Source organism: Sphingopyxis bauzanensis (assembly GCF_002205675.1).
In the GTDB taxonomy this organism is placed as follows: domain Bacteria; phylum Pseudomonadota; class Alphaproteobacteria; order Sphingomonadales; family Sphingomonadaceae; genus Sphingopyxis; species Sphingopyxis bauzanensis.
Genome location: NZ_NISK01000001.1, coordinates 172653 through 199064 on the forward strand (window position 1 = coordinate 172653; position 26412 = coordinate 199064).

The window sequence follows — 26412 nt, forward strand, 5'->3', positions numbered from 1 at the left end:
GCGCGCTATAGGCGATGCCGCGGCGCGGCGGAAGGCCGCGCAGTCGCCGCAATTTTGCCAGCGATAGCGATACGCGCCGCCTCGTTGATCGCCTTGCGGTCGCGCTCAGCTTCGTCGGGCAACGGGTCCAGATAATGGATGGTGAGCGGGATTGCCCGCTTCCGCGCGAGCAGGCGCTTAAAATTGCCGAGCCCCGATTCAGGATCGAGCCATGCGATGTCGTTCACCTCCGGTCCATAATCGAGGAGCACCGGCTGGACCTGCAGATTGGGCGGGGTCGGGATGATCGCCTGGAACAGCGAAGCGCGGAACGGCAACAGGCCGTCACCGGGTCCGGTCGTCCCCTCGGGGAACAGCGTCACCGGACGCCCACGCGCGAGGGCGTCGCGCAGGCTGTTCGCCTGATTGTGGATGTCGCGCTTCGCTTCGCGCTGGACGTAGATGGTGCTGTTCTGATCGGCGAGCCAGCCAACGACGGGGGTTGTTTTCACTTCCGCCTTTGACACGAACGCCGAACGCGCGGCACCGCCGAGCGCCAATATGTCGAGCCAGCTGACATGGTTCGACACGAACAGGACGTCGCGGCGGAGCCGGGTGCCGGTGGTGCGGATGCGCAGCCCAGCGATCCAGCCCACCGCATTGAGGAACGCCATCACCATCGGCGACGGCCGACCGACGGCGCGGTAGAGCAGGTGCGGGACGATCAGAAACAGGAGCGCCAGCACCATCAGGGTCAGGCGAGCGACCGTCCGCCAGGTGATCGCGGCGCGATCAGTCGCGCTTGCGATCGAGGGCGACACCATAAAGCTCCATGCGATGGTCGACGAGGCGGAAGCCCAGCCGTTCGGCGATCACCTTTTGCAACGCTTCGAGTTCGGGATCGACAAATTCGATCACCTTGCCCGTTTCGACGTCGATCAGATGGTCGTGATGCGCCTCGGGCGCGGCCTCGTAGCGCGAGCGGCCGTCGCCGAAATCGTGGCGATCGAGAATACCCGCCTCTTCGAACAGGCGCACGGTGCGATAGACAGTGGCGATCGAAATGCCGCTGTCGACCTTTGACGCGCGCTCGTACAGCGTCTCGACGTCGGGATGATCCTCGGAATCCGAGATGACGCGCGCGATGATGCGGCGCTGCTCGGTGATGCGCAGCCCCTTTTCGTGGCACAGTGCTTCAAGATCGATGGTACCGGACATGCTGGCCTTTCCTGCAAGATGCAGCCGCGTCTTTCTTATCCTGACTGTATAGGGTCACCCCGGCGCGAGGACAAGGGCGGCGGCCCGCGACACGGCCGTTCCCTGCCTCTGCGGGCGACCAATCGCGACGGATCAGACTTTGGCCTTGCGCTTGCGTCCGCCGCCACGGCCCTTGGTGCCAAGCCCGATTTCCTTCGCCAGCGCCCGGCGCCGTTCGGCGTAGTTAGGCGCGACCATCGGATAGTCGGCGGACAGGCCCCATTTGGTCCGATAGTCGTCGGGGGTCATGCCATAATGCGTCATCAAGTGACGGCGCAGCATCTTCAGCTTTTTGCCATCTTCCAGGCAGGTGATGAAGTCGGGCTTGACCGAGGCGCGGATCGACACCGCAGGGACCAGCTTTTCCTCAACGACCGGCGCGGAGCCGAGACCCGTCAGGGCGGCGTGGACATTGTTGATGAGCAAAGAAAGATCGGAAATCGCAACGCTGTTATTGCTGACGTGCGCCGCGACAATGTCGGCAGTCAGTGTAACGAGCATCTCGTTGGTATCGGCTTGGTCAGACATGACACTATTCCTTATTGTTTTGACCCAGAAGCTGAACAGCGAACATTGGAATTCTTGTTGCGCCACTTACAATGTTGCCACTTTGCAAGCGATTGCGCAACAACCGATCAGTTGCCACCTGATACCGATTGCGTTCGCCGCATGGTAATCGCATCACGCATCTTGCCGTCCTGGCCGCGATAATAGGCCGCACGCCGACCCACTTCCGAAAATCCCGCGCGCGAATACAGATGAACGGCGTCATTGTCGGCGCGCATTTCCAGAAAATACTCATCGGCTCCTTGCGCCATCGCCCATGCCTGCCAGTCCTGCATCAACAACTTGCCGATCCCGCGTCCGCGCCAGTCCGGGTCGACCGCGAGCAGCAAGAGTTCGCTTTCGGGTCCAGCGATCCGCGCCGCCGAAAAGCCGCATGGCTGGTCGCCATCCCATGCAATGCAAACGCGCGCCGAGGGCAAGGCGAACAGGGTGAGCAGCTGCGCACCGCTCCACGCTTCGCCATAGGCCGACTCGAAGCCGGCATCCATCACGCGCATCACTGCGGCCAGATCGGCGACGCGCGCGGTGGCGAGGCGAATGTTGCCCGTCATGCTGGCGCCATCGGCTTGGCGTCGGGTGCGCGGCCATAGATCGGGCTGGGCTGGTCGAGCAGCGCGGCTGGCGGCAGGTGCACGAACGCGCGCGCATCGGGCAGCGTCGCCACCGCACGGCCGCTACCACGGCGCGCGACAAATTGTTCGGCGCGGTTGCCGACGACCAGTTCTTCGGTCAACGTGGCCGCGTCATCGGGCAGCAGCGAGCGGAGATCGGCGCGCGGCGACAGGTCGGCGGCGAACGGCTGGACAAACCATTGGCCGTGCCCGCCTTCCATCACGACGAGCGCGCCGCCCGCCGCTGCAATCGCGTCGGCAGCGCTGGCGGCGACCAGCGCGAGCGTCGAAAACCCCTGCACCGGCACCTGCCAGCCCAAAGCCAGTCCGCGCGCCGCAGCAACGCCGATGCGAACCCCGGCAAAACTGCCCGGTCCGCAGCCGACGACGATCGCGTCGGCCTTGCCGCCGCCGACGAGTTCGGCGATCAGCGGAACCAGCCGCTCGGCGTGACCGCGACCGATCTCCTCGTGGCGATAGTCGACGAGGGTCGCGCCGTCCAGCAGCGCCACCGAACAGGCCTCGCTCGCCGAATCGATCACCAACTGGCGCATGAAGTTGAGAGTGTCCGGCTCAGGCGATACGATTGAAACGACCGAAGTCCGGGCGCGGGCTGCGCTCGAAAATCGTCGATGGATCGCCATAACCGAGGGTCGAAATGAAATTGCTCTTCACGCTCGGCTGGTCGGCAAAAAAGGCTTCGTCGACCGCCGCATTGTTGAAGCCCGACATCGCGCCGGTGTCGAGGCCGAGCGCGCGCGCCGCGAGGATGAAATAGGCGCCCTGCAGGCTGGAGTTGCGAAACGCCGTCGTCTTCGCCAGCTCCTCATTGCCGACAAACCAGCTGCTCGCGTCGGTATGCGGGAAGAGTTCGGGCAGATTTTCGTAGAATTCGAGGTCCATGCCGATTATCGCAGTGACTGGCGCCACCAAAATCTTTTCGGCATTGGCGGGCATCGCCAGCGCCGCGAGCTTTTGCTTGGCGGCATCCGAGGTGCACCAGATGATCCGCGCCGGAAGGCAGTTGGCGCTGGTCGGACCAAATTTCATCAGATCCCAGATCGCATGCAGCTGCGCATCCGAAACGGGCTGGTCGAGATAGCCGTTATAGGTGCGGGCAGTGCGAAACAGCTGGTCGAGGGCGCTGTCGGATAGCGGCTCGCTCATCGGGGTATTCTCCTGAAATGTGAAAGGTCAGACGGCGTGAACCGCCGTTACCTCGGGTACATAATGTTTCAAGAGCGATTCGATGCCGTTCTTGAGCGTCGCCGATGACGACGGACAACCAGCGCAAGCGCCCTGCATCTTCAGATACACATTGCCCTTGTCGAAGCCGCGGTAGACGATGTCGCCGCCGTCGTTGGCGACTGCAGGCCGCACGCGCGTTTCGATCAGTTCCTTGATCTGCTCGATGATATCGGCATCGGCGGGATCATCGGCAAAGCCGGCTTCATCCTCGGGCGGCACGGCAAAGGCCGCGCTGGCGGCGTTGAACAGTGGGACGCCGGCAAGGAAATGGTCCATCAATATGCCGAGCACGTCGGGCTTGAGGTCGCTCCAGCCGACGCCAGGGGCCGCAGTGACCGACACGAAATCGCGGCCAAAGAACACCCCCGTCACATCGCCGAGCGAGAATAGCGCGCTGGCGAGCGGCGATGCCTCGGCCTCTTCGGGGCTGGCAAAGTCGCGGGTTCCCGCCTCCATCACCGCCTGGCCGGGCAGAAATTTGAGCGTCGCGGGATTGGGCGTTGATTCGGTTTCGATCAGCATGGGGTGCATGTGGGACGCCATCGCCCTTTGTGCAAGCCGATTGGGGGCGCTAGACGCCGTGGATGCGCCGCTTCTCCCACTTTGCTGCCCTCGACTGGTCGGGCGCCCGCGGGTCGCGGCAGCGCGGGATTGCGCTGGCGGTGGCGAGCGGCACCGGCGCGCCCGAACTGGTCCGTCCCGGCCATATCTGGTCGCGCGCCGAAATCCTGACCTGGTTAGAGGATGTTGCGGCATCGCGCGCCGACATGTTGATCGGTTTCGACTTTTCGGCCGCGTTCGCCTTTACCGATCGCGGCGCCTATTTTCCGGAATGGGACGCGAGCCCGAACACCCTGCCCGCGCTGTGGACGCTGGTCGAACGGCTGACGGCATCCGACCCGCATTACGAGATCGGCGGGTTTCTGACCCATCCCGAGGCACGGCGGCATTTCCGCCACGCGCAAGGCGACGTCGGCGACCTGTTCGCGCCCGGCACGGGGCGGCTGCGGGTCGTCGAGCAGCATCAGCGCGCAACAAAGCAGGCGGCGAGCGTCAGCAATTTCAACCTGATCGGCGCCGCACAGGTCGGCAAGGCGAGCCTGACGGGAATGCGCCTGCTCCACCGGCTGCACCCGCGGCTGCCGCTGTGGCCGCTCGATCCCATCCCCGCGACCGGCCCGCTGCTCGTTGAAATCTATACCGGCGTCGCAGCGCGCGCCGCCGGGGTCGCGGTGGGGCGCAGCAAGATCCGCGACGGCGCGCTGCTGGATATGGCACTCGCCGAATTCGGTTCGCCACTCGCCGGGTTCAGAGGTCCGATCAGCGACCATGCCAGCGATGCCCTGCTCACCGCGGCATGGCTGCGCGCGCTTGCCAGCGATGCAGCACTATGGTCGCCATCGCCGCTAACCGACACCCTCGCGCGCACCGAAGGCTGGACCTTTGGCATAATTTGAAGCAAGGGGCGTTCCGCGCCGGCTTAGCTCAGTTGGTAGAGCAACCGCCTTGTAAGCGGTAGGTCGTCAGTTCGAGTCTGACAGCCGGCACCAGGTCAGTCGCCCCAAAGCCGTTCGTGCATCGATTGGCCGGGAACCCCGTCCCCCGCGTGGCTGATCGGGGCAATTGCGGTCCCATTGCCTGCGCTCTGCATCGATGAACGCCACTTATACGCGGCCGGGTCGGCGCAGCAGCCATCGCCCGACACGTGCATCTCAGCCAGAACGCTTTTCGCGAACTGCTACCTCTCGCCCAATCATGTGTGGAAAACCGGTCCATCGAATGTTCACCAACGCTAATTTTATGGCTTTTGTTATAAAGTTGGACGAAAGTTCGAACACTCAGGACATACTAGGATTGACGGCAGACGCGATGGGCCAGCGGATCGATCGGGATTGGGACGATATATTCATGCAGGCGGCGCTGCAGCCCGACCTGTGGCTGGAGGCGCTCAATACGCTCGCGATCCGGACAGGGTCGACGCATGGTCAGTTGATCGGGGTTGGCGGTGCCCGTGAAATCCCGTTCAACATCGTCACCAATTTCAGTCCCGAAATGATCGACTTTTTTGCAGCCAGCGGCTGGGCCACGGGAAGCCATAATTTCCGGGTTGCCGCGTCGAACCGCCACGTCGAGCGCGGCTTTTACGATTCTGTCCTGCACGAAGATGATTATGACCGGGTGATCCCTGAACTGGCGTCGCCCGATTATGTCGACTGGTGCGAAGAGATCGGTATCCCTTTTGGCTGTCAGACAAATCTGGTGATCGATAATTTTGGCGTCGTCGGTCTGGCTACGCTCCGAAATCGCAGCGACGGCCGAACGACGCCAGCGCAGCGACGAGTCTTTGCCAAGGGCGCAGCGGCAGCGCGGCGCGCGGTGCGTTTGCAAGAGAAGCTGGAGGGCGAACAAGCCAAGCTGCTGGCGGGCGCCTTCGACGCGATTCAGATCAGCGCCTTTATCATCGACGTCCGCGGCAAGGTGCTGGCGCACAGCATCGGGGCCGATGCCATGGTCGATGCCGGCGACGTGCGGCTGTCGGGCCGGGTGCTCGATGGCGCGGCCGCGCCCCTCACGATGCGCCAGGCGGTCCAGGCGCTGATCGCCGATGACGGGCTGGATCACATCCGGACCCGGATCACGACCGCCGAAGGACGGCCACCACTGATGATCGAAGGTTTTCGTCTCCCAGTGCGAAGCTGGTCGCTGGGTAAGCTGCCGCATGCGCTCCTGATTGCCAATGGCCCGCGGCGCGACCGCGCCGGCGTGGCAGCCTATCTGGCTGCACTTTACCGGCTCAGCCTCGCCGAGTCCGACATCGCTGTTCGCCTGTTCGATGGCAGGACGCGCTCAACGATCGCTGCAGAACGGGGGGTGACCCCCGAAACCTTGCGTGGGCAGATCAAGCAAATCTATCCGAAATGCGGCGTCGATAGCGAGGCCAGTCTGATGCGGTTGCTGGCCCCTATCTTAAGTTGATCACCCCCCTGAAGGGGGATGATCGCTACACCAGTGCAAAATAAAGGTCCGTTTGCAAGGACTAAGGGGGCCATTCCTTCGACATACGACCCTAGTTTCCGGACAGGTGCGGTCGGGTGTCGAAGGAATCGGGCTCGTAAAAATTCCTGCCGTTCGATGCGACCCAGAACGGCAGGGCGAGGGTCCTCGCCAGTCAGATGTGTGTGCGACCTGGAAGAGCTCCGTCGAATTTCGGCGGAGCTCTTTTCGCATCGGATATGAAACGCGCCCACAGGGTGGAAAGTCAGTGGTCCGTCGCCGGGATCGCGCCCAGTTCCCCGCGCGCCTGCCGAAACACTTCGATACTGCCCCATATCGCGAGCGTCGCCATGATCGCGGCAACCACAAGGTCGGGCCAGCTTTGCCCTGTCCCGAACACTCCGAGCGCGGCGCCCATCACCGCGACATTGCCGATCGCGTCGTTACGCGAGCAGATCCACACCGACCGCATATTCGCATCGCCGGTGCGATAGCGATAGAGCATCAGCGCGACCGCGACATTGGCGGCGAGCGCGAGCGCGCCGATCAATCCCATCGTTTCGGCATGGGGCGCCGATCCGTCGATGAAACCCCAGACTGCCGAGCCCAGCACCCACAGGCCAAAGGCAAGCATTGTGACCGCCTTGACCATGGCGGCGCGGGCGCGCCACGCGAGCGCCATCCCGGCGACGCCGAGGCTGATCGCATAATTGGCGGCATCGCCCAGGAAGTCGAGCGCGTCGGCCTGCAGCGCGCGCGAATCCGCCGCGACCCCGGCCACGATCTCGACCCCGAACATCGCGGCGTTAATCAGCAGCGCCGCCCACAGGATGCGCCGCCAGCGCGGGTCGTTCAGCGCGGTCTTGCCGCTGGCACCGGCACAGCAATGATCAGACAAGGTCGAGGCTCCTTCCTGCGCCGAACCGGTTTTCACAGAAAAGCCTGCTTGGTTCGGCGAGTCGAGACCCTATATGGACCCTGTAGCAACTACAGGGTCAAGTGATGAAAATCGGCGAGCTGTCGCGGGCAACCGGGACCAATATCGAAACCATCCGCTATTATGAGCGCATCGGGCTGTTGCCAGAGCCCGATCGGACCGCGGCCAATTACCGCAGCTATGGCGATCCGCACCGCGCGCGGCTGACCTTCGTGCGCCATTCGCGCGACCTGGGTTTCACGATCGAGGAAATCCGCTCGCTGCTCGACCTGTCGGACGATCCGGAGCGCGATTGCAGTGAGGCGGACCGCATCGCGAGCCGCCATCTGGCGCAGGTCGAGGAGAAAATCGCGCAACTGACGCTGCTTCGCGACGAACTGACACGCATCGTCGGGCGCTGCCGCGGCGGGGTCGCCGCCGATTGCCGGGTGATCGAGGCGCTTGGCGATCATCGGCATTGCGAAAGCGCGCATTAGGACACAACCCGTCTCGCCCGCGAAGGCGGGGGCCGCTAGCGGCCTAATCCATCACCGTCTGGCAAAATGACAGCGGCCCCCGCCTGCGCGTGGGCAACGATTGAGAGAAAGGGGAGGTGGGACGATTCTGTTGCCCGGCTCGTCCCCAGCCGCTGGTTTCCGATTCTGTTGCCCGGTTCGGTCCGAACCGCGTTCTATTTGTCTAACCTTAGGCCGTGAGGCTTATCGGTTAGGCAGCCAGAGCGAGTGCTTCGTTATCGTTAGCACCTATTGGTTTTGAGCCTTGAACGGGTTACTCAGCCCGGGCAAAAATATCGTCTTTGAACACACGTCGATCCTGGTTCGGCCCCCTCAGAAGCCCGCTTTTCCTTGCGGATTGGCGGGTTTGTGGTGGAGCCGCCGGGTACTGCCCCCGGGTCCGCTGTGTCTATTTCACGACACCATTTATCACCATAGTCGGCCGAAACCGACCTGAGCTATATAGGGTGCCTGCCCGCCGAATGAAAGGGCGCAGCCGTTCCTCACTGTCCGTTTGTATCGAGCGAAGTCGAGATGCCGTGAGGCCAAGCATCTGCGACTGGCGTCTCGACGTCGCTCGACACGAACGAACTGGGGCTATTTCTTGCGCAACTCGTCGCGGATTTCGGCCAGAAGCTCGACCTCGGTCGGTCCCGCAGGCGCATCGGGCGCGCGGCGCATGACCTTGTTCACCCAGCGCACCAGCAGGAAGATCACGAACGCCAGGATCAGGAAATTGATGACCGCAGTGATAAAGGCGCCATAGCCGATCATCGCCACGCCGGCTTCTTTCAGCTTGGCATAGTCGGTCGCGGCAATCCCGTCGGGCACACTGCCGAGCAGAATGAACTTGCTCGAAAAATCGACCCCGCCAAAGATCCATCCGACGATTGGCATGATCAGATCGGCGGTCAACGACCCGGTGATCGTTGCGAAGGCGCCGCCGATGATGACGCCGACCGCCAGATCCATGACATTGCCCTTGGCGATAAATTCCCTGAATTCTCCCAGCATGTTGCTGCTCCCTGGCTGGTTGATCCTGAGCGCCAACGGTGCCACGCCGATTGCACAAAGTCCAGCAACATCCTATGTAGTGTATTGTTGCGGCAAAACGCCGCCGGAGGGAGTTTTTGACCATGACCACTCGTACCGCCCGCTGGCTGATCCTGCCCGTCGCCGCGATGAGCCTGTCCGCCTGCGGCATCAACAGCGTCCCGACCAAGGAAGAAGCCGCCAAGGCGAAATGGGCCAATGTCGAGGCCGCGTACCAGCGCCGCGCCGACCTGATCCCCAACCTCGTCGAAACCGCCAAGGGCGCATCGCAGATCGAGCAATCGACGCTGGAAGGCGTGATCCAGGCGCGCGCCTCTGCGACGCAGGTGAAGCTCAGCACCGACGATCTGGAAGATCCCGCCAAGGTGCAGGCGTTCCAGCAGGCACAGGGCAATGTGTCGAGCGCGCTCGGCCGCCTGCTCGTCACCGTCGAAGCCTATCCCGACCTGAAAAGCCAGGCGCGTTTTGCCGACCTGATGACCCAGCTGGAGGGCACCGAAAACCGCATCAACGTGGCGGTACAGGACTATAATGGCTCGGTGCAGGATTATAACACGACGATCCGCACCTTTCCCGACATCATCGGCGCCAAGATCGTCCATGGCGCCAAGCCGATGACCCCGTACAAGGCGATTACGCCGAACGCCAATCAGGCGCCGAAGGTCGATTTCGGGACGTAAGATGCGGCTCGCCGCCCTTGCTGCGCCGCTCGCGATCTTGTTGATCGCGGGCGGATGCAAGGCGGCGGCGCCCCCAGCGGAGTCGTTTGTGTGCAAAGACGTCCCGCACATGGCGATGCAAGGCCAGGTAACGGACGCGGCAGATATTTTGTCGGAAGCCGAAGAAACGCGCCTGTCGGATCGTCTTGCGAAATATGAACAGCGCACGAAGCACCAAATGGTGGTGGCGACGACGACCAGCCTGAACGGCGTGCGTGTGGATGATTTTGGCACGTGCCTGGGCAATCGCTGGGCCGTCGGACGCAAGGATTACGACGACGGCGTCCTCATCTTGGTGGCGCCCAAGGAGCAGCAGATGCGGATTGCCACCGGCACCGGAATGGAAAAGACATTGACCGACGACAATGCGCTGACAGTAGTTCGGCAGATGACGCCGCGGCTCGAACAGGGCGATTATGCCGGGGGGCTGATGCTGGGGATCGACGCGATCGCCGCCCACACGGGAGAACCCCAATGAGGTCGCTTTTGCTTGGCTGGGCGCTCGGCCTGTCGCTGATTGCGGCGCCTGCCGCCGCGCAGACTTTCCCCAAGCTCGCGGGCAATCCTGTCGTCGATCAGGCGGATATCATTCCGGCAGCGGAGGAAGCCGCGCTCAATGCGCAGCTGCTCGAGCTGGAGAAAACGACGGGACACCAGCTAGTCGTCGCGACGGTGAGCAATCTCGAGGGCCGCGACGTGGCAGATTATGGCTATCGGCTGGGCCGCGAATGGGGAATCGGCGATGCCGAGAAGGACGATGGCGTCGTTTTCCTGATCGCGCCGAACGAACGGCGGATGCACATTGCGGTCGGTCTCGGCCTCGAACCCGTGCTCACCGACGCGCTGTCGGGGCGGATCATCCGCGATACCGTGACGCCGCTGTTCAAGGCGAACGACTATCCCGGCGGCATTCAGGCCGGGGTCAACGCAATCGCCCAGCAGATCCAGCTGCCGCCCGAGGAAGCGCAGGCGCGCGCTGCGGCGGCCGCCGCGAACGAACGCGACCGTGCCGACGACGGCAATTTCGGCGGACTGTTCTTTGTCGGGTTTATCATCTTCATTTTCTTCGTCCTGCCAATGCTGTCGCGTCTGGGACGTCGGGGCAAAAAGCGGCGCAAGGGTCGTCCGTGGGACGCGCCTATCATCATCTGGGGCGGCGATGACTGGGGCGGCGGCAGCGGCGGATCGTCATGGGGCGGCGGTGGCTGGGGCGGCGGCGGCGGTTTTGGCGGCTTTTCGGGTGGCGGCGGCTCCTTCGGGGGCGGCGGGGCCTCCGGCGGCTGGTAAGGGGAACATATGATGCCACGCAAAGTCAGTCATATCAGCGAGGCCGACCATGATGTCGTGACCGTCGCAGTGGCGGCGGCCGAAGCGCACACCAGCGGCGAAATCGTCACGGTCGTCGCGGCGAAGTCGAACGAATATGACGACGTCGCGCTCGTCTGGGCGAGCGTCGTCGCGTTCGTCGCGATGTCGGTGATCGCGCTGTTTCCCGAATTTTTCCGCGGGCTTTACGACCGGCTGACCGGTGGCTGGGGCTATGAGCTGACCGCCAATCAGTGGCTTGGGACGGTGATCGCGGTCGGGGTTCTCAAATGGATCGCTGCATGGCTCATCCTGCTGTGGAAACCGCTGCGAATGGCGCTGACGCCGCGCACAATCAAGGCGCAGCGGGTGCGCGCCCGTGCGATCGACCTGTTCAAGGTCGGGACCGAGGCGAAGACATTAGGCCGCACCGGGGTGCTGCTGTACCTCAGCCTGAAAGAGCATCGTGCCGACATTGTGGCCGACGAGGCGATTGCGGCGAAAGTCGCGCCCGAGGTGTGGGGCGACGCGATGGACGCGCTGATCGACCGCGTTCGGGCCGGTCAGCCGGGTGCGGGCATGGCGGCCGCGGTGACGCAGATGGGCGTCGTACTGGCGCAGCACTTCCCGCGCGGCAGCGAGAATCCGAACGAACTGCCCGATCGCTTGATCGAGATTTAGAGCATTCCTCGCAGCCGTTCGTGCTGAGCTAGTCGAAGCATCGTTCTTCCTTGCGCGCTAAAGGAAAGAACTGCCCTTCGACCAGCTCAGGGCGAACGGTTCAGAGGTTGAAAGGAAACACATGACCCGCCCCGTGCCCGGCACCCCGATCGAAACCCGCTGGGAGGGCCGGTTCATAACCGTGAAACAGCAGGGAACATGGGAATATGTCTCGCGTTCGCGGGGCATCCATGCCGCGGTGATCCTGGCGATCGATGATTCCGCCGACGGGCGCCATGTCATCCTGGTCGAACAATATCGGGTGCCGTTGAAGGTCCAGTGCCTTGAACTGCCCGCGGGACTGGTCGGGGACGATAGCGCGGGCGAAGCCGCCAAGGTTGCGGCCGAGCGCGAGCTGGAGGAAGAGACCGGCTATCGCGCGTCACATTGGCGGGTGATTGGTGAATTCTACAGCTCGCCGGGGATGGTCAGCGAGAGTTTTACGCTGCTGATGGCGACCGGGCTGGTGAAAATCGGTGACGGTGGCGGGGTCGATAGCGAGGATATTGTCGTCCACCGGGTTCCGCTAGCCGGGATTGCCGATTTTGTGGCCGCGAAACGCGCCGAGGGGTGCGGGATCGATGTGCGGGTGGCGATGTTGCTGGCGGGGGGGTTGTTGGGCAACCTCTGACCCGTTCGTGTCCAACGGACTTAGGGGAAGATTACCGCGCCCCGAACCGCCACCTGAGCAGCGGCCGCGCGAGGAGCAATCCCGCCAGAAACCCGCCCACATGCGCCCAGATCGCGATAGCGCCGAACCCGCTGCCGCCCGCAAAGCCGATCAGCAGCTGCACCGCAATCCACGCTGCGGCGAGCCATAGGGCGCGGACCCAATGCGAAGGGATCGGCCCGATCGCGGGCGCCTGTGAGCGGCTGAAGATCAGCGCGAACACGGCGATCACGGCGGAGATGGCGCCGCTGGCGCCGATCATCGGCACAGCCGACTGCGGATTGGCCAGAAACTGCGCAAATGCGCCGGCATAGGCGCCCGCGAGCAACAGCACCGCCATCGCCTTGGCGCCCAGTGGCGCCTCCAGCTGGCGCCCGATGAACAGCAGCACGATGATGTTGAAGACGATGTGCAGCACCCCGCCGTGCAGGAAGGCCGAGGTCAGTGGGGTGAGGAAGAAGGGCACCATCGTCCCCGGCGGGACGATGAGTTCCGACCCGAACCGCGCCGGAATGAACCCGGCGCGGACGATCGCGTTACCCTGAAACCCCGTGATCCACAGCAAAGCAAAGATGATGACGCACGCCAGCGCATAGCCCGTGACCAGCGGCGCGTCCTGCGGCTTCATCGTAATCGTCCCATCAAATGAATTCGATTTTCTTCACCAGATAATATTTGTCGCCCGCGGGAACGGTGACCTCGACCTCGTCGTCGACGCGGCGGCCGATCAGCGCGCGGCCGAGCGGCGAGTTGTAACTGATCTTACCATCCTTCGCGTCAGCTTCGGCCTGACCGACGATCTGGTATGTCACCGGCTTGTCGTCTTCGTCGGCGAGCGTCACGGTCGCGCCGAACACGATGCGGTCGCCCGACAGCATGGTCGGGTCGATCACCTGCGCGCGCGAAAGCTTGTCCTCGAGGTCGCCGATCGTCGCTTCGACCTGGCCCTGGCGTTCTTTCGCGGCGTGATATTCGGCATTTTCCGAAAGGTCGCCGTGGGCGCGTGCTTCCTCGATCGCATCGACGATCAGCGGCCGCTCGGCTTTGAGCGCAGTGAGCTGCGTGCTCAGCTTCTCATAGCCTTCTGCCAGCATCGGCACCTTTTCAACGCTTGCCATTTTCCTGTTGTCCTTCGTCAATAACCCGCCGCCAGCGAAACTTCGCCGGGCGGCTGCGCCGCTGTTCCGTCAATGTCGGGGGGTGGAGCGGTCCTTCAATAATAGTCTTGAAGCGGCTTTACTTCAAGAGAGTGCGAACGCAACGCGCCGATCGCGTGCGTGGCTGCATCGCTGCCCGCCGCCGTGGTGTAATAAGCGACGTCGCCGGCCAGCGCCGAGGCGCGGATCGACTGCGAATCCTGTAGCGACTGCCAGCCTTCGGTGGTGTTGAAGATTAGCTGCACATCGCCGTCCTTGATCCGGTCGACGATATGCGGGCGGCCTTCGGCGACCTTGTTGACCCGCTCGACGTTGATCCCCTCGCCCGCCAGATAATCGGCGGTGCCGCCGGTCGCGATCACCTTCCAGCCCCAGGCCGCCAGCTGCTTCACCGCGCCGATGATGCGCGGCTTGTCGCTGTCCTTGACCGACACAAAGACGCGGCCATCGGTCGGCAGCCGGTCACCCGCGCCGAGCTGCGCTTTCGCAAAGGCCAGATTGAAATTGCGATCGATTCCCATGACTTCGCCGGTGGACTTCATCTCGGGCGACAGCACCGGGTCGGTGCCGGGGAAGCGCGCGAAGGGGAACACCGCTTCCTTCACCGCGACATGTTTGATGTCGCGGTTGATCTTCGGCAGGTCAGCGAGCTTTTCGCCCGCCATCACGCGCGCCGCGATCTTGGCGATCGGCGAGCCGACGGCCTTGGCGACAAAAGGCACGGTGCGGCTGGCGCGCGGGTTGACCTCGATCAGGTAAACCTCGTCGCCCTTGACCGCGAACTGGATGTTCATGAGGCCGCGGACTTCGAGCGCGCGCGCGAGCAGTTCGGTCTGACGCTCGATCTCGGCGATGATCACGGGCGACAGGCTGTACGGCGGGATCGAGCAGGCGCTGTCGCCTGAATGGACCCCGGCTTCCTCGATATGCTGGAGTACCCCCGCGACGACGACGTCGGTGCCGTCGCACAGCGCGTCGACATCGACTTCGATCGCATCGCGCAGATAGCGGTCGATGAGCACCGGCGAATCGCCCGACACCTGTACGGCGGTCTCGATGTAATTTTCGAGCTGCGCCTGATCGTCGACGATCTCCATCGCGCGGCCGCCGAGCACATAAGACGGGCGCGTCAGCACCGGGTAGCCGATGCGCGTCGCGACCGCGATCGCTTCCTCGCGGCTGCGCGCGATGCCATTTTCGGGCTGCTTGAGGCCGAGCTTGTTGACCAGCGCCGCAAAGCGCTCGCGATCTTCGGCGAGGTCGATCGCGTCGGGCGAGGTGCCGAGGATCGGGATGCCCGCGTCGGACAAGGCCTGCGCCAGCTTCAGCGGTGTCTGCCCGCCGAACTGGACAATCACGCCGACGAGCGTGCCGTTCTGTTGCTCGACGTGCAGGATTTCGAGCACATCCTCGGCGGTCAACGGCTCGAAATAGAGGCGGTCCGAGGTATCATAATCGGTGCTCACCGTTTCCGGGTTGCAGTTGATCATGATCGTTTCATAGCCTGCCTCTTCCAATGCGAAGCAGGCGTGGCAGCAGCAATAGTCGAACTCGATCCCCTGCCCGATCCGGTTCGGACCACCGCCGAGGATGACGATTTTCTTGCGGTCGCTGGGGTTCGCCTCGCATTCGGGCTCGCCAAAGGTCGGGGCTTCGTAGGTCGAATAGAGATAGGGGGTTTGCGCCGCGAATTCGGCGGCGCAGGTGTCGATCGTCTTGAACACTGGGCGCACGCCGAGTTTGTGGCGGAGCTTGCGCACCTCCATCTCGGTCACGCCGCCGGTCATCGCCTTGACCGCTTCGTGGATCAGCCCGCTGCCGCGCGCCGTCGCGCGGCGGGTGCCGGGTTGCAAATTCGCCGACTGGAGTGCCAGATAGGCGAGGCGCTTGTCCGAAAAGCCCATCGCTTTGAGCTTGCGCAGCCCCTCGGCATCGCGCGGCAGGCCGTTGCGGCACACTTGCTTTTCGGCCTCGACGATTTCCTCGATGCGTTCGAGGAACCACATGTCGTAGCCCGCGATGCGGTTGATTTCGCTGAGCGGCAGCCCCTCGCGGATCGCCTGCGCAGCGTTGAGAAGCCGGTCCGGGGTCGCCTTGGCGAGTTCGCTGCGCAGCTGATCGTGGCTCGCGCCCTTGAGGCGGTCGACGAAGTTGAAGCCCGACAGGCCGGTCTCCAGCCCGCGCAGCGCCTTCTGCAGAGACTCGTGGATATTGCGGCCGATCGCCATGACCTCGCCGACCGACTTCATCGCGGTCGACAGCACCGCCTCGGCGCCCTTGAATTTCTCGAAGGCGAAGCGCGGAATCTTGGTTACGACATAGTCGATCGTCGGTTCGAACGATGCCGGGGTGACCCCGGTGATGTCGTTCATGATCTCGTCGAGCGTGTAACCGACCGCAAGCTTGGCCGCGACCTTGGCGATCGGAAAGCCCGTAGCCTTCGACGCGAGCGCCGACGAGCGCGACACGCGCGGGTTCATCTCGATCACGATCAGGCGGCCGTCCTTGGGGTTCACCGCGAACTGGACGTTCGACCCGCCGGTTTCGACCCCGATCTCACGCAGGCACGCGATGCTCGCGTTGCGCATGATCTGATATTCCTTGTCGGTCAGCGTCAGCGCCGGGGCGACGGTGATGCTGTCGCCGGTGTGGACGCCCATTGGATCGACATTTTCGATCGAGCAGATGATAATGCAATTGTCCTTGCGGTCGCGCACCACCTCCATCTCATACTCTTTCCAGCCGAGGAGCGATTCCTCGATCAGGACTTCGGTGGTCGGCGAGGCGATCAGGCCGCCGCGGACGATATGTTCGAACTCCTCGCGGTTATACGCGATGCCGCCGCCGGTGCCGCCCAGCGTGAACGACGGGCGGATGATCGACGGCAGGCCGGTGCGTTCGAGCACCGCGAGCGCCTCGTCCAAAGTATGCGCAATACCCGAGCGCGCGCTTTCGAGGCCGATCTTCGTCATCGCGTCGCGGAACTTGATCCGGTCCTCGGCCTTGTCGATCGCCTCGGCATCGGCGCCGATCATCTCGACGCCATATTTGGTCAAGGTGCCATCGTTGAATAACGCGAGCGCGGTGTTGAGCGCGGTCTGCCCGCCCATAGTCGGCAGCACGGCCCAGCCGCCGGGATTCAGCGCGGTCTCTTTCGCGATGATCTTCGCGACGATCTCGGGCGTAATCGGCTCCACATAAGTGGCGTCGGCGAGGTCGGGATCGGTCATGATCGTCGCCGGGTTGGAGTTGACGAGGACGACGCGATAGCCCTCCTCCTTCAACGCCTTGATCGCCTGCGTCCCCGAATAATCGAACTCGCACGCCTGACCGATAACGATCGGGCCGGCGCCGATGACGAGGATGGATTGGATGTCGGTTCTCTTGGGCATTGTCTATTTCGCTATCGTTGCATACATTGATTGCATTGCAATCACAGGAGAATGGTGATGGGTGCGGTGACGATCCGGAATCTGGACGACACGATCAAACACAATGCGCGGCTGGCTGCGGCGGCGAATGGACGGTCGCTGGAGGCCGAACTGCGCGCGCTGCTCGAGCGAACCTATGCCCACCGGCAAGACGAACGCGCCGCGCGCATTCGGGCGATGAGCGGGCGGGAGTTTGTCGAGCATCTGGTCAAGGTCGCGAATGGCGCCGAACTCGACTTGCCCGAGCGAACCATTGACCCTGATCGGGATATCTTCGGTGCTGATTGACACCAACGTCTGGAGCGAATTGTCGAAACCGCGTCCGGACCAGAGCGTCAATGATTTCATATCGCACCATTTCGAAGACGCTTGGCTGTCGGCCCTTGTTCTTGGGGAAGTGCGATATGGCATTGCGCGGTTGACCGATGCGGCGCGACGCGAGCGGCTCGTTATCTGGTTTGACGATCTTACGTTCCGGTTGGAGGAACGAACCCTCAACTTCGACGCCAGCGCCGCCCAGGCATATGCCCACGTCAAGGCCCGGCTTGCCGCAGCAGGGACGCTGATTGCTGAACTCGATATGCTCATCGCCGCGCAAGCCATCGCCGCGGACATGCCACTCGTCACGCGCAACCTGTCAGACATGGGAAGAACGGGCGCCACCATCATCAATCCTTGGCAGCCCTGATCGCCCGCATCCCCGAGTAGTCGAACTCGCACGCCTGACCGATAACGATCGGGCCGGCGCCGATGACGAGGATCGATTGGATGTCGGCTCTTTTTGGCATCTCAGAGTTCACTTCAGCCCACCCACAAATTTCTCGAACAGATAGAAACTATCCTGCGGCCCCGGACTCGCCTCGGGGTGATATTGCACCGAAAACGCATTCTTCCCCGTAATCGCGATGCCGCAGTTCGATCCGTCGAACAGACTTTTGTGCGTCTCGACCACGCCGCCCGGCAGCGTCGATGCGTCAACCGCGAAGCCGTGGTTCATACTGGTGATCTCGACCACGCCGTCGCCAAAATCGCCTCCGACGCGCTGCACCGGATGGTTCGCGCCGCGATGGCCCTGATGCATCTTCACCGTCTTCGCCCCTGCGGCCAGCGCGAGCAGCTGGTGGCCGAGGCAGATGCCAAAGATCGGGACATTGCGTTCGAGCAGCCCCTTGATCACCGGCACCGCATAATCGCCCGTCGCCGCCGGATCGCCGGGGCCGTTCGACAGGAACGCCCCCGCGGGGCGCAGCGCGACGATCTCTTCGAGGCTGGTCTTGGCAGGCACCACGGTGACGCGCGCGCCGGCCTTGACCAGGTTGCGGAAAATATTGTCTTTGGCGCCGTAATCGATGGCGACGACGTGCGGCGCGGCATCGCTCGCACGCTTGTGCTCCGACACGTCATAGCCCGAACCGAGATGCCAAACCCCGGCATCCCACGCACCCTGCCGCTCGCGGGTGACTGTCTTGGCGAGGTCCATGCCCTCCAGCCCCGGCCAGCCCTGCGCCAGCATCAACAGCTTATCGAGGTCGAACTTGCCCTCGCGGCTGTGCGCGACGACGCCGGTCGGCGCACCCCCATCGCGGATGCGGCGGGTCAGCGCGCGGGTGTCGATGCCGGCGAGCCCGATCAGTCCCTGCGCCGCCATCCATTCGGGCAAGGTCTGGACGCTGCGGAAATTGCTGGGCGCGGTCGGCAGCTCGCGGGTGATGCACCCGATCGCGGCGCGCTTGTCGCGCTCCATATCGTCGGGGTTCGCGCCGACATTGCCGATGTGCGGAAAGGTGAAGGTGATGATCTGGCCCGCATAGCTCGGATCGGTCAGGATTTCCTGATAGCCGGTCATCGCGGTGTTGAAACAAATCTCGCCCACACCCGCGCCGCTCGCGCCATAACCGACGCCCCACAGGACGGTGCCGTCGGCAAGAACGAGGACGCCGGTCGCGCCCGCAGGCGGGGTTTCAGGCGCGGCAGAGGGGTTGGCAGGTGCCATTCAACATGCTCCGGACGGGGGGCTAAACGGCCGATCAAGTAGGCAGCAAAAAAGTGATTCACAAGCTATCGAATTTGGAATCTTGGCGCTAGAGAGGGCCTTTCCGAAATTTGCAGCGCATGGGGACACGTATGATTCGTGATGACATCAAGGCTGCGCAGGTCGCTGCGATGAAAGCCGGCGACAAGGCGCGGCTCGGCACCATCCGGCTGATGCTGGCCAAGATCAAGGACAAGGACATCGAACTGCGCACCGGCACCGCGCCGGCCGACGACGATGTGCTGGTCACCGACGTGCTGCAGAAAATGGTCAAGCAGCGCCGCGAGTCGATTGCCATGTACGAACAGGGCGGGCGGCAGGAACTGGCCGATATCGAGGCGGCCGAGGTCGTCGTGATCGAGGATTTCCTGCCCGCTCAGCTGAGCGACGATGAGGCGCAGGCGGCGATCAAGGCGATTGCGGCGGAGCTGGGCGCGGAGAGCCTGAGGGATATGGGCAAGGTGATGGCGGCGGTGAAGGAACGCCATGGGTCCGAGCTGGATATGAGCAAGGCGAGCGGGTGGGTGAAGGCGGCTTTGTCCTGAGACACACCCCTCCCGCCTGCTTGCGGGCGGGTGCCGGTAGAGGCATATCGAGGATATGACCCTCACCCCGCAATGGCTGGACGAATTACGATCGCGCGTCACGCTGTCGACCCTCATCGGGCGGACGGTGAAGGTCACCCGCGCGGGGCGCGAGTACAAGGCCTGCTGCCCCTTCCATAACGAGAAGACCCCCAGCTTCACGATCAACGACGAGAAGGGGTTCTACCACTGCCTGGCCCCGGAAACCTTGGTCATCACCGAAAACGGTCGAGCGCCGATCGCGGATCTTTCTGGCAAAACCGTCCGGATCCTGTCGCGTGGCGGCGAATGGATTGAGGCGCCATTCAAATCCTACGGCGAACAGCGGCTCTGGAAAATCAGCCTCTCGCGAAATGGCGTCGCCAAGGAAATCCATGCCACATCCGGTCACCGCTGGTTCGTGCATGATCGGGCTCGGACCTATACGACCGACGAACTGCGCCCCGGCCACGCGCTTGAATCGGTCTTGCCGTCACCACGGTCCGATTGGTCGCTCGATCCCGAAGGCGTCCGACATGGCATCGTTTTCAGCGACGGCAGCATGGACAAAGGCGCATTTGGTACGTTGAACCTGCACGGCGAAAGGGATGCCCAACTGCGCCACTGGTTTCCCGACCAAGAACATCATGCCCAGAAACGTAAGGGCGGTGGGCTTTATCTGCGGATCTACGGCGGGCGCGCGTTCTCCCATATGAAGCAATTGCCCGGAAACGACCGCCCACCCGCCTACCTGCTCGGCTTTCTTGCCGGGTATCTGGCCGCCGACGGCCATGTGGCAAAAGACGGAACCGTGATCCTAAATTCGGCAAGCGCCGAGAATCTCGAGGCCGTCCGCGACGTTGCGACGAAGCTGGGTATTGCAACCTATGGGCGCACCACCCTGATGCGCAAAGGCTATGCCAACGAGCCGAGCGCGCTGCATCGAATCCACTTCGTGGCCTCGACGCTGTCAGAAAATCTCTTTCTGCTGCCAACCGCGCGCGAACGTTTTGCAACGCAAACGAAGAAGTTCGATCGCCTGCGCTGGGTCGTCCGGTCGGTGGAACCCAGCAATCGGATCGAAACCGTCTATTGTGCCGAAGTCCCGCGCCATCACGCTTTCGCGCTCGACGACAATATTCTGACCGGCAATTGCTTCGGTTGCAGCGCGCATGGCGATGCGATTCGCTGGATGACCGACCAGCGCGGGCTGTCGTTCATGGATGCAGTCAAGGAGCTCGCCGCCGAGGCGGGGATGGAGGTTCCCGCCGCCGATCCGCGCGCCGCGAAAAAAGCCGAAGAGGCGGCGAGCCTGCGCGATGTTGTGCAGGCCGCGGCCGACTGGTTCACCCAGCAGCTCGACAGCAGCAACGGCGCCCCGGCGCGCGACTATCTGGCGAAGCGCGGCATATCCGACCCGACGCAGCGCGCCTTTGGTTTCGGGCTCGCGCCTGACAGCCGCAGCGCGCTGAAGGAAGCCCTCAAGAAATTCCCGACCGCGATGCTCGTCGAATCGGGGATGCTGATCGCGGTCGACGACAAAGAGCCTTACGACCGCTTCCGCGGCCGGCTGATGATCCCGATCCGCGATGCGCGCGGGCGCGTGATTGCGTTCGGCGGCCGCATCCTGGGTGATGGTGAGCCCAAATATCTGAACTCGCCCGACACGCCGCTCTTCGACAAGGGGCGCGTCCTTTACAATATCGATAAGGCCAGCCCGGCTTCGCGGCAGACAAACCGGATCATCGTCGTCGAAGGCTATATGGACGTCATCGCGCTCGCCGAGGCGGGGATCGCCGATGCGGTCGCGCCTCTCGGTACCGCGCTGACCGAGGCGCAGCTCGGGCTGATCTGGCGGATGGTGCCGGTGCCGGTGCTGTGTTTCGACGGCGATGCGGCGGGGCAGAAGGCGGCGATGCGCGCCGCGATGCGCGCACTGCCGCTGCTGCGTCCGGGCTTCAGCCTTGCTTTCGCGATCCTCCCACCCGGGCAGGATCCAGACGACATCGTCCGCGCCCGCGGCGCCGACGGCTTCACTGCGCTACTCGACGAAGCCCAGCCACTGGTCGAGCGCCTGTGGGCGCATGAGATCGCGGCGGGGCCGCTGGCGACGCCCGAGGAGCGCGCCGCGCTCAAGACCCGGCTGCTCGCCCATGCCGACGCGATCGAGGATGCCGATGTGCGCCACCATTATCGCGAGGCCTTTCGCGAGCGGCTCGACACGCTGTTCGCGCGCAAACAGCCCGAGCGGACCCCTCGCGTGCCCTGGGCGCCGCAACCGCAGCGCGGCGGCAATCGCCGCTTCGGTCCCGACCCCCGGCTCCAGCCACCGGTCGATGAAGCACGATCGATCGGCAAGATCGGCATCGGCGGCCATTATGCGGCGGCGTTGATCGCCGGATTGCTTCGTTATCCCGCGGCGATCCGGCGCCACGAAGAGGCACTCACGCGGCTCGCGGTCGCCGATTCCAGCGACGCCGAACTGCTCCGCGTCATGCTTGACAGCGCGAGCGGCGACGAAGGGCTTGATTGCGAGGGGTTGCTTGCCATATTGGAGCCAATGAAAGTGTATAATAGGGCGACGACATTGCTCAGAGCCGACGGAATGCACTTCTCGTTCAATCGCAGGCTTGACGGCGAAGAGGTTGATGCAGCGCGGGAAACCGCGCTTCGCGACCTGGATGAATATATCGGCGTGCTGGTGACCCAGCCGGAAATTCGCACCCGGCTTGCCGAAGCCACCGCGGATTACATGCGCACGATGGACGACGAAGGCCATGCGCGGCAGCAAAAGCTGCGCGCGATGGACGAGGAATTGACCCGCCGCCTGGCCGCGCTGTCCGACAGCAGCCCGGGCTGACCCACTGATTGCCCCTTTGGCAGGAACAAATATGGCCACCAAGAACACCGAAACCGAAACCGACACCGACGGCCCGCTGATCGACCTGAACGAGGCCGACGTCAAAAAGCTGATCGCGCGCGGCAAGAAGCGCGGGTATTTGACCTATGACGAGCTGAACGCGGCGCTGCCGCAGGACGAAATGTCGTCCGAGCAGATCGAGGACATCATGTCGGCGATTTCCGACATGGGCATCAACATCGTCGAAAGCGACGAGGATGTGCAGGAAGAGGCCGACGCCGAACCCGACGACGAAGTCGATGTCAGCGCCGGTACCGGTTCGGTGTCGAACCCGGCAATCGAAAAGAAGAAGGAAACGGTCGATCGCACCGACGATCCCGTTCGCATGTACCTGCGCGAAATGGGCGCGGTCGAGCTGCTGTCGCGCGAAGGCGAAATCGCGATTGCCAAGCGCATCGAGGCCGGCCGCGACACGATGATCCTGGGGCTGTGCGAAAGCCCGCTGACCTTCAACGCGATCATCGACTGGTCGACCGCGCTGAACAATGGTGACATGCAGCTGCGCGAGATCGTCGATCTCGAAGCGATGCTGTCGAAAGACCCCGCGCCCGAAAATCTGGAAGAAGAAGGCGCCGAAGACAACGGCGAGATCAGCGAAAAGACTGCCGGCGTTTCGTTCAAGGACGAGGACGAGGTTGAGGAAGAACCTGCTGCTGAAAGCGACGACGAGGACGGCGAAAGCTCGTCGGGCAAGCGCGAGACGTTCGACGAGGACGAGGAAGACAATACGCTCAGCCTCGCGGCAATGGAAGAATTGCTCAAGCCCGACGCGCTCGAGAAATTCGCCAACATCACCAAAAGCTTCAAAGCCTTTTCGAAACTGCAGGAAACGCGGCTCGACGCGCTGTCGACCGCGGGCGAATTCCCCGCGGTGTCGGAAAAGAAATATCACAAGCTGCGCGAGGAGCTCACCGCGCAGGTCGAGAGCGTGCAGTTTCACAACACCAAGATCGAATATCTGGTCGACCAGCTGTACAGCTATAACCGTCGCCTGACTGCGCTCGGCGGTCAGATGCTGCGTCTTGCCGAACGCCACAAGGTGCCGCGCAAGGCGTTCCTCGACAATTATGTCGGGCGCGAGCTGGAAGAGAATTGGATCGAGAGCGTCAGCGGTCTCGACAAGAAATGGGCCGCCTTCGCCGAGAACGAAGCCGGCGCGGTCGACCGTATCCGCATCGAGATTTCAGAAATCGCGCAAGCCGCAGGCATGAGCCTGACCGAATTCCGCCGCGTCGTGAACATGGTCCAGAAAGGCGAGCGCGAAGCGCGGATCGCCAAGAAGGAAATGGTTGAAGCGAACCTGCGCCTGGTGATCTCGATCGCCAAGAAATACACCAACCGCGGCCTGCAGTTCCTGGATCTTATCCAGGAAGGCAATATCGGCCTGATGAAGGCGGTCGATAAATTCGAATATCGCCGCGGTTACAAGTTCAGCACCTATGCGACCTGGTGGATCCGTCAGGCGATCACCCGCTCGATCGCCGATCAGGCACGCACGATCCGCATCCCGGTCCATATGATCGAGACGATCAACAAGCTGGTCCGCTGCAGCCGCCAGTTCCTGCATGAAAGCGGCCGCGAGCCGACCCCCGAGGAAATGGCCGAGCGCCTGTCGATGCCGCTCGAAAAGGTCCGCAAGGTGATGAAGATCGCCAAGGAGCCGATCTCCCTCGAAACGCCGATCGGCGACGAGGAAGATTCGCATCTGGGCGATTTCATCGAGGACAAGAATGCGGTCATTCCGGTCGATGCCGCGGTGCAGTCGAACCTGAAAGAAACGGTCACCCGCGTTCTCGCCTCGCTTACCCCGCGTGAGGAGCGTGTGCTGCGCATGCGCTTCGGCATCGGGATGAACACCGACCATACGCTGGAGGAAGTCGGGCAGCAGTTCAGCGTGACGCGCGAACGCATCCGCCAGATCGAAGCAAAGGCGCTCCGGAAGCTGAAGCACCCGTCGCGGTCGCGCAAGATGCGGTCGTTCCTCGACCAGTAAGCGCGAATCGAGAGGGAAGATTTTCCAGGGGCGGTCCGGCAACGGGCCGCCCTTTTTTTCGGATTTTGGTTGGTATTGAGACGTTCCCCTCCGTGGAAGGGAGGTGAGACGAGATGTCGCGTTCTGATTGTTTCCCGCCATTCGTCATCCGAACCGGCGGCTGACGCGCAGAGGGTTCCCTCCCGCAGCTCCGCGCCAATGCTGCACCGCACAAATATTTTGCCTGATCCTCTTTAAATCTTCATATTTCAACGCCAGATAGCCGTTGTCGCGGTGCGGCGCGCTTCATCAAAGGTTCAGGCGCCACCCATCAAATGGCAATCATTCCCAACCAATGGGAATGAGTTCACGGTCCAGAGCGGGCGGTTCAGCGCGACCGACCCCATAAAGCTCGGATATTCGGGGGATTGCTAAAATTGGCACGGCCTTTGCGATGCATCCGGCATCGGCGCGGGTCAGTGCTCGCAGCCCAAGGGAAAGACAAAAAGATGGAAACCGAAACCACCAACCTTTTCAACCGCCGCGATACGTTTTTCGGTATCTGCGAGGCCGTGGGCCAGGATTTTGGCTTTAACCCGCTCTGGCTGCGCCTCGCCTTTGTCGCGCCGATCTTCTTTTTCCCGGTGCAGGCTTTCATCGGCTATTTCGCCCTTGGCGGCGTCGTGCTCACCTCGCGCCTGCTCTTCCCGGTCAAAGCCAATGCAACCGCAGCCCCGGCATTGACCACGGTCGAAGGCACTGTGCAGGTCACCGAAAAGCCTGCCGAGTTCGCACTCGCAGCTTAAGCGGCACTGGCCGGACAATCCCTCTCCCCGGGTCCGGCCTTCCCGCGCAGATGACGTCGAACCGGCGCCATCGACAGGACCGGCAAGCTTCCCCCGGGGCTTGCCGGTCCTTTTGCGTTTGTCCCTGAGTGAAACAGCACCGGTACAAATCTCCGCCCGCGCATAAACGTGGCGTTTACGACGTTGCCCTATGACCGACTGTTGATAGTCCACCGGCCTGGCCTCGCGGCCCGCGCCATAGGCGAGGAACAAGCGTTGAGCCAGTTGACCCAGCCCCTGCTGCAGCCGCGCGGCGTCGCCGAAATGCTCGATTCGCTGGTCGCCAGCGGCGGCACCGGCGCGCATCCGCATGTTCGCGCCGGCGCGCTGTCGAGCGGGTCGGACGCGATGCGCAACCTGGCCGACGCCGTCCATTTCCTATGTCTGCTCCACGGCCGCCACCCCGGCGTCATCGACAGCGCCGCGCGCAAAGCGGTCGATCGGGCATCGCGTCAATGGATGGAGGAAGCCGCCGACGCCTTTGTTCAGGAACGCGCCTTTCTGACCAAAATCGCTTCGGCGGTCGGCCCGGTGCCGAGCACCCAGGGACAGGCGCAATGCGAGGCCGCGGTCGCCGCGCAGCGCAAGGCGATCGATATGCTCGCCGAATCGGATCGCCATGGCTGCGCCGTCGGCGCCGCGATCGCGCTGACGCTCGACTGGCGGACGATCCGCGTTCTGCTCGACATCAGCGCGCAGCGGCTCGACTTGACCCCGCCGACCTGCACCCTGCCCGACCTGCGCGAGACCGCGCGGCTTGCCGGGGCCGTCGCTAGCAGCCCCGCGGTCGAGCGCGCGATGACGTTCGGCGCCCAGCAGCTGATCACCCAGCACAGCGGACTGTGGGATCTGATGGCAGCGCGCGCGGCGAGCCGCGCGATTAGCTGAATCCAATCCTCCCTGTCGCGCAGCGACGGGGAAGATCTTGCGACGCCTTC

The 26412-nt window shown here is 63.3% G+C and carries 28 protein-coding genes, 1 tRNA gene, 1 other RNA gene and 1 pseudogene; 16 read left to right on the plus strand and 15 right to left on the minus strand.

The features are described 5' to 3' along the window. Positions 1–5: 5 nt before the first annotated feature. The 7 genes from CDQ92_RS00790 to CDQ92_RS00820 all read right to left on the minus strand — a co-directional run bounded on the left by CDQ92_RS00790 (position 6) and on the right by CDQ92_RS00820 (position 4184). On the minus strand, positions 6–803 hold the full coding sequence (locus tag CDQ92_RS00790; protein WP_229667543.1) for a lysophospholipid acyltransferase family protein: 798 nt from the start codon (positions 801–803) through the stop codon (positions 6–8). Continuing rightward, positions 772–1197 (minus strand): Fur family transcriptional regulator, encoded by a 426-nt coding sequence (locus CDQ92_RS00795; protein ID WP_077147848.1) that lies wholly within the window; start codon positions 1195–1197, stop codon positions 772–774. Before CDQ92_RS00795 ends, CDQ92_RS00790 begins: the two co-directional genes overlap by 32 nt. 132 nt (positions 1198–1329) lie before the next feature. Continuing rightward, positions 1330–1764, minus strand: coding sequence for a Ros/MucR family transcriptional regulator (locus CDQ92_RS00800; protein ID WP_088439217.1), 435 nt, complete (start codon positions 1762–1764; stop codon positions 1330–1332). A 107-nt stretch (positions 1765–1871) separates the two neighbouring features. After that, a complete protein-coding gene (locus CDQ92_RS00805; protein WP_088439219.1) occupies positions 1872–2354 on the minus strand; it encodes a GNAT family N-acetyltransferase in 483 nt (160 codons plus the stop codon). Further along, the gene (tsaB, locus tag CDQ92_RS00810) at positions 2351–2968 is read right to left on the minus strand and encodes a tRNA (adenosine(37)-N6)-threonylcarbamoyltransferase complex dimerization subunit type 1 TsaB (protein ID WP_088439221.1); all 618 of its coding nucleotides are present in this window, start codon (positions 2966–2968) and stop codon (positions 2351–2353) included. The genes CDQ92_RS00805 and tsaB overlap by 4 nt, the downstream gene beginning before the upstream one ends. A 19-nt stretch (positions 2969–2987) precedes the next feature. Next, positions 2988–3581 carry a malonic semialdehyde reductase gene (locus CDQ92_RS00815; RefSeq protein WP_088439223.1) on the minus strand — a complete coding sequence of 198 codons (594 nt, stop codon included), beginning with the start codon at positions 3579–3581 and terminating at the stop codon, positions 2988–2990. Between the two features lie 27 nt (positions 3582–3608). Next, positions 3609–4184, minus strand: a complete 576-nt coding sequence (locus CDQ92_RS00820) for a NifU family protein (protein ID WP_088439225.1) — start codon at positions 4182–4184, stop codon at positions 3609–3611. A gap of 62 nt (positions 4185–4246) precedes the next feature. Between CDQ92_RS00820 and CDQ92_RS00825 the strand changes: the two genes are divergently transcribed. From CDQ92_RS00825 to CDQ92_RS00835, 3 genes are all read left to right on the plus strand, one after another. Next, positions 4247–5119: a hypothetical protein gene (locus tag CDQ92_RS00825; RefSeq protein WP_088439227.1), complete on the plus strand. Its 873-nt coding sequence runs from the start codon at positions 4247–4249 to the stop codon at positions 5117–5119. A 17-nt stretch (positions 5120–5136) separates the two neighbouring features. After that, a tRNA-Thr gene (locus tag CDQ92_RS00830) sits at positions 5137–5212 on the plus strand. A gap of 304 nt (positions 5213–5516) precedes the next feature. Further along, positions 5517–6638: a helix-turn-helix transcriptional regulator gene (locus CDQ92_RS00835; protein WP_144035666.1), complete on the plus strand. Its 1122-nt coding sequence runs from the start codon at positions 5517–5519 to the stop codon at positions 6636–6638. A 283-nt stretch (positions 6639–6921) separates the two neighbouring features. Here the strand turns inward: CDQ92_RS00835 and CDQ92_RS00840 are convergent, their stop codons facing one another. Then, the gene (locus CDQ92_RS00840) at positions 6922–7554 is read right to left on the minus strand and encodes a cation efflux transmembrane domain-containing protein (protein WP_088440491.1); all 633 of its coding nucleotides are present in this window, start codon (positions 7552–7554) and stop codon (positions 6922–6924) included. Positions 7555–7658: 104 nt separating this feature from the next. On the opposite strand from CDQ92_RS00840, the gene CDQ92_RS00845 reads away from it, so the two are divergent. Then, entirely contained in the window at positions 7659–8069 is a 411-nt protein-coding gene (locus CDQ92_RS00845) for a MerR family transcriptional regulator (RefSeq protein ID WP_088439231.1), read from the plus strand. Between the two features lie 154 nt (positions 8070–8223). On the opposite strand, the gene ssrA is transcribed toward CDQ92_RS00845, so the two are convergent. Both ssrA and mscL read right to left on the minus strand, forming a co-directional pair. Then, positions 8224–8579: a transfer-messenger RNA gene (ssrA, locus tag CDQ92_RS00850) on the minus strand. Between the two features lie 105 nt (positions 8580–8684). After that, positions 8685–9101, minus strand: coding sequence for a large conductance mechanosensitive channel protein MscL (gene mscL / locus CDQ92_RS00855; RefSeq protein ID WP_088440492.1), 417 nt, complete (start codon positions 9099–9101; stop codon positions 8685–8687). Positions 9102–9217: 116 nt separating this feature from the next. Here mscL and CDQ92_RS00860 point away from each other — a divergent pair, with 116 nt between their 5' ends. The 5 genes from CDQ92_RS00860 (at position 9218) to CDQ92_RS00880 (ending at position 12515) form a co-directional block, all read left to right on the plus strand. Next, positions 9218–9820, plus strand: a complete 603-nt coding sequence (locus CDQ92_RS00860; protein WP_088439233.1) for a LemA family protein — start codon at positions 9218–9220, stop codon at positions 9818–9820. 1 nt (position 9821) lies between these two features. Then, positions 9822–10337: a TPM domain-containing protein gene (locus CDQ92_RS00865; RefSeq protein WP_088439235.1), complete on the plus strand. Its 516-nt coding sequence runs from the start codon at positions 9822–9824 to the stop codon at positions 10335–10337. After that, positions 10334–11146 (plus strand): TPM domain-containing protein, encoded by an 813-nt coding sequence (locus CDQ92_RS00870; RefSeq protein WP_088439237.1) that lies wholly within the window; start codon positions 10334–10336, stop codon positions 11144–11146. The genes CDQ92_RS00865 and CDQ92_RS00870 overlap by 4 nt, the downstream gene beginning before the upstream one ends. A 12-nt stretch (positions 11147–11158) precedes the next feature. Further along, positions 11159–11845, plus strand: a complete 687-nt coding sequence (locus CDQ92_RS00875) for a TPM domain-containing protein (RefSeq protein ID WP_088440493.1) — start codon at positions 11159–11161, stop codon at positions 11843–11845. A gap of 121 nt (positions 11846–11966) precedes the next feature. After that, positions 11967–12515: an NUDIX hydrolase gene (locus tag CDQ92_RS00880; protein ID WP_088439239.1), complete on the plus strand. Its 549-nt coding sequence runs from the start codon at positions 11967–11969 to the stop codon at positions 12513–12515. 31 nt (positions 12516–12546) lie between these two features. Here CDQ92_RS00880 and CDQ92_RS00885 read toward each other — a convergent pair whose 3' ends face one another. The 3 genes from CDQ92_RS00885 to carB form a co-directional block, all read right to left on the minus strand. Then, complete coding sequence (locus CDQ92_RS00885) at positions 12547–13182, minus strand: rhomboid family intramembrane serine protease (protein WP_088439241.1); 636 nt, start codon at positions 13180–13182, stop codon at positions 12547–12549. A 13-nt stretch (positions 13183–13195) separates the two neighbouring features. After that, positions 13196–13672, minus strand: coding sequence for a transcription elongation factor GreA (gene greA, locus CDQ92_RS00890; protein ID WP_088439243.1), 477 nt, complete (start codon positions 13670–13672; stop codon positions 13196–13198). Between the two features lie 95 nt (positions 13673–13767). Further along, on the minus strand, positions 13768–17103 hold the full coding sequence (carB, locus tag CDQ92_RS00895) for a carbamoyl-phosphate synthase large subunit (RefSeq protein ID WP_088439245.1): 3336 nt from the start codon (positions 17101–17103) through the stop codon (positions 13768–13770). A gap of 51 nt (positions 17104–17154) precedes the next feature. Between carB and CDQ92_RS00900 the strand changes: the two genes are divergently transcribed. Together CDQ92_RS00900 and CDQ92_RS00905 are read left to right on the plus strand one after the other, a co-directional pair. Further along, positions 17155–17430, plus strand: coding sequence for a FitA-like ribbon-helix-helix domain-containing protein (locus tag CDQ92_RS00900; protein ID WP_237246105.1), 276 nt, complete (start codon positions 17155–17157; stop codon positions 17428–17430). Next, positions 17363–17830, plus strand: a complete 468-nt coding sequence (locus CDQ92_RS00905; RefSeq protein ID WP_088439247.1) for a PIN domain-containing protein — start codon at positions 17363–17365, stop codon at positions 17828–17830. Before CDQ92_RS00900 ends, CDQ92_RS00905 begins: the two co-directional genes overlap by 68 nt. On the opposite strand, the pseudogene CDQ92_RS22020 reads toward CDQ92_RS00905, so the two are convergent. Both CDQ92_RS22020 and carA read right to left on the minus strand, forming a co-directional pair. Next, positions 17814–17930, minus strand: a pseudogene (locus tag CDQ92_RS22020) (carbamoyl phosphate synthase preATP-grasp domain-containing protein); the annotation flags it as partial. The gene CDQ92_RS00905 and the pseudogene CDQ92_RS22020 sit on opposite strands and share 17 nt — an antisense overlap. A gap of 8 nt (positions 17931–17938) precedes the next feature. After that, complete coding sequence (gene carA, locus CDQ92_RS00910; protein ID WP_088439249.1) at positions 17939–19135, minus strand: glutamine-hydrolyzing carbamoyl-phosphate synthase small subunit; 1197 nt, start codon at positions 19133–19135, stop codon at positions 17939–17941. A gap of 131 nt (positions 19136–19266) precedes the next feature. On the opposite strand from carA, the gene CDQ92_RS00915 reads away from it, so the two are divergent. The 5 genes from CDQ92_RS00915 to CDQ92_RS00935 all read left to right on the plus strand — a co-directional run bounded on the left by CDQ92_RS00915 (position 19267) and on the right by CDQ92_RS00935 (position 26362). Beyond that, positions 19267–19719, plus strand: coding sequence for a GatB/YqeY domain-containing protein (locus CDQ92_RS00915; protein WP_088439251.1), 453 nt, complete (start codon positions 19267–19269; stop codon positions 19717–19719). 55 nt (positions 19720–19774) lie between these two features. Then, complete coding sequence (dnaG, locus tag CDQ92_RS21905) at positions 19775–22597, plus strand: DNA primase (protein WP_088439253.1); 2823 nt, start codon at positions 19775–19777, stop codon at positions 22595–22597. Between the two features lie 31 nt (positions 22598–22628). Next, complete coding sequence (gene rpoD, locus CDQ92_RS00925) at positions 22629–24650, plus strand: RNA polymerase sigma factor RpoD (protein ID WP_088439255.1); 2022 nt, start codon at positions 22629–22631, stop codon at positions 24648–24650. 488 nt (positions 24651–25138) lie between these two features. Beyond that, entirely contained in the window at positions 25139–25435 is a 297-nt protein-coding gene (locus tag CDQ92_RS00930; RefSeq protein ID WP_229667544.1) for a PspC domain-containing protein, read from the plus strand. Between the two features lie 255 nt (positions 25436–25690). Next, entirely contained in the window at positions 25691–26362 is a 672-nt protein-coding gene (locus CDQ92_RS00935; RefSeq protein WP_088439257.1) for a DUF6975 family protein, read from the plus strand. Positions 26363–26412 lie beyond the last annotated feature (50 nt).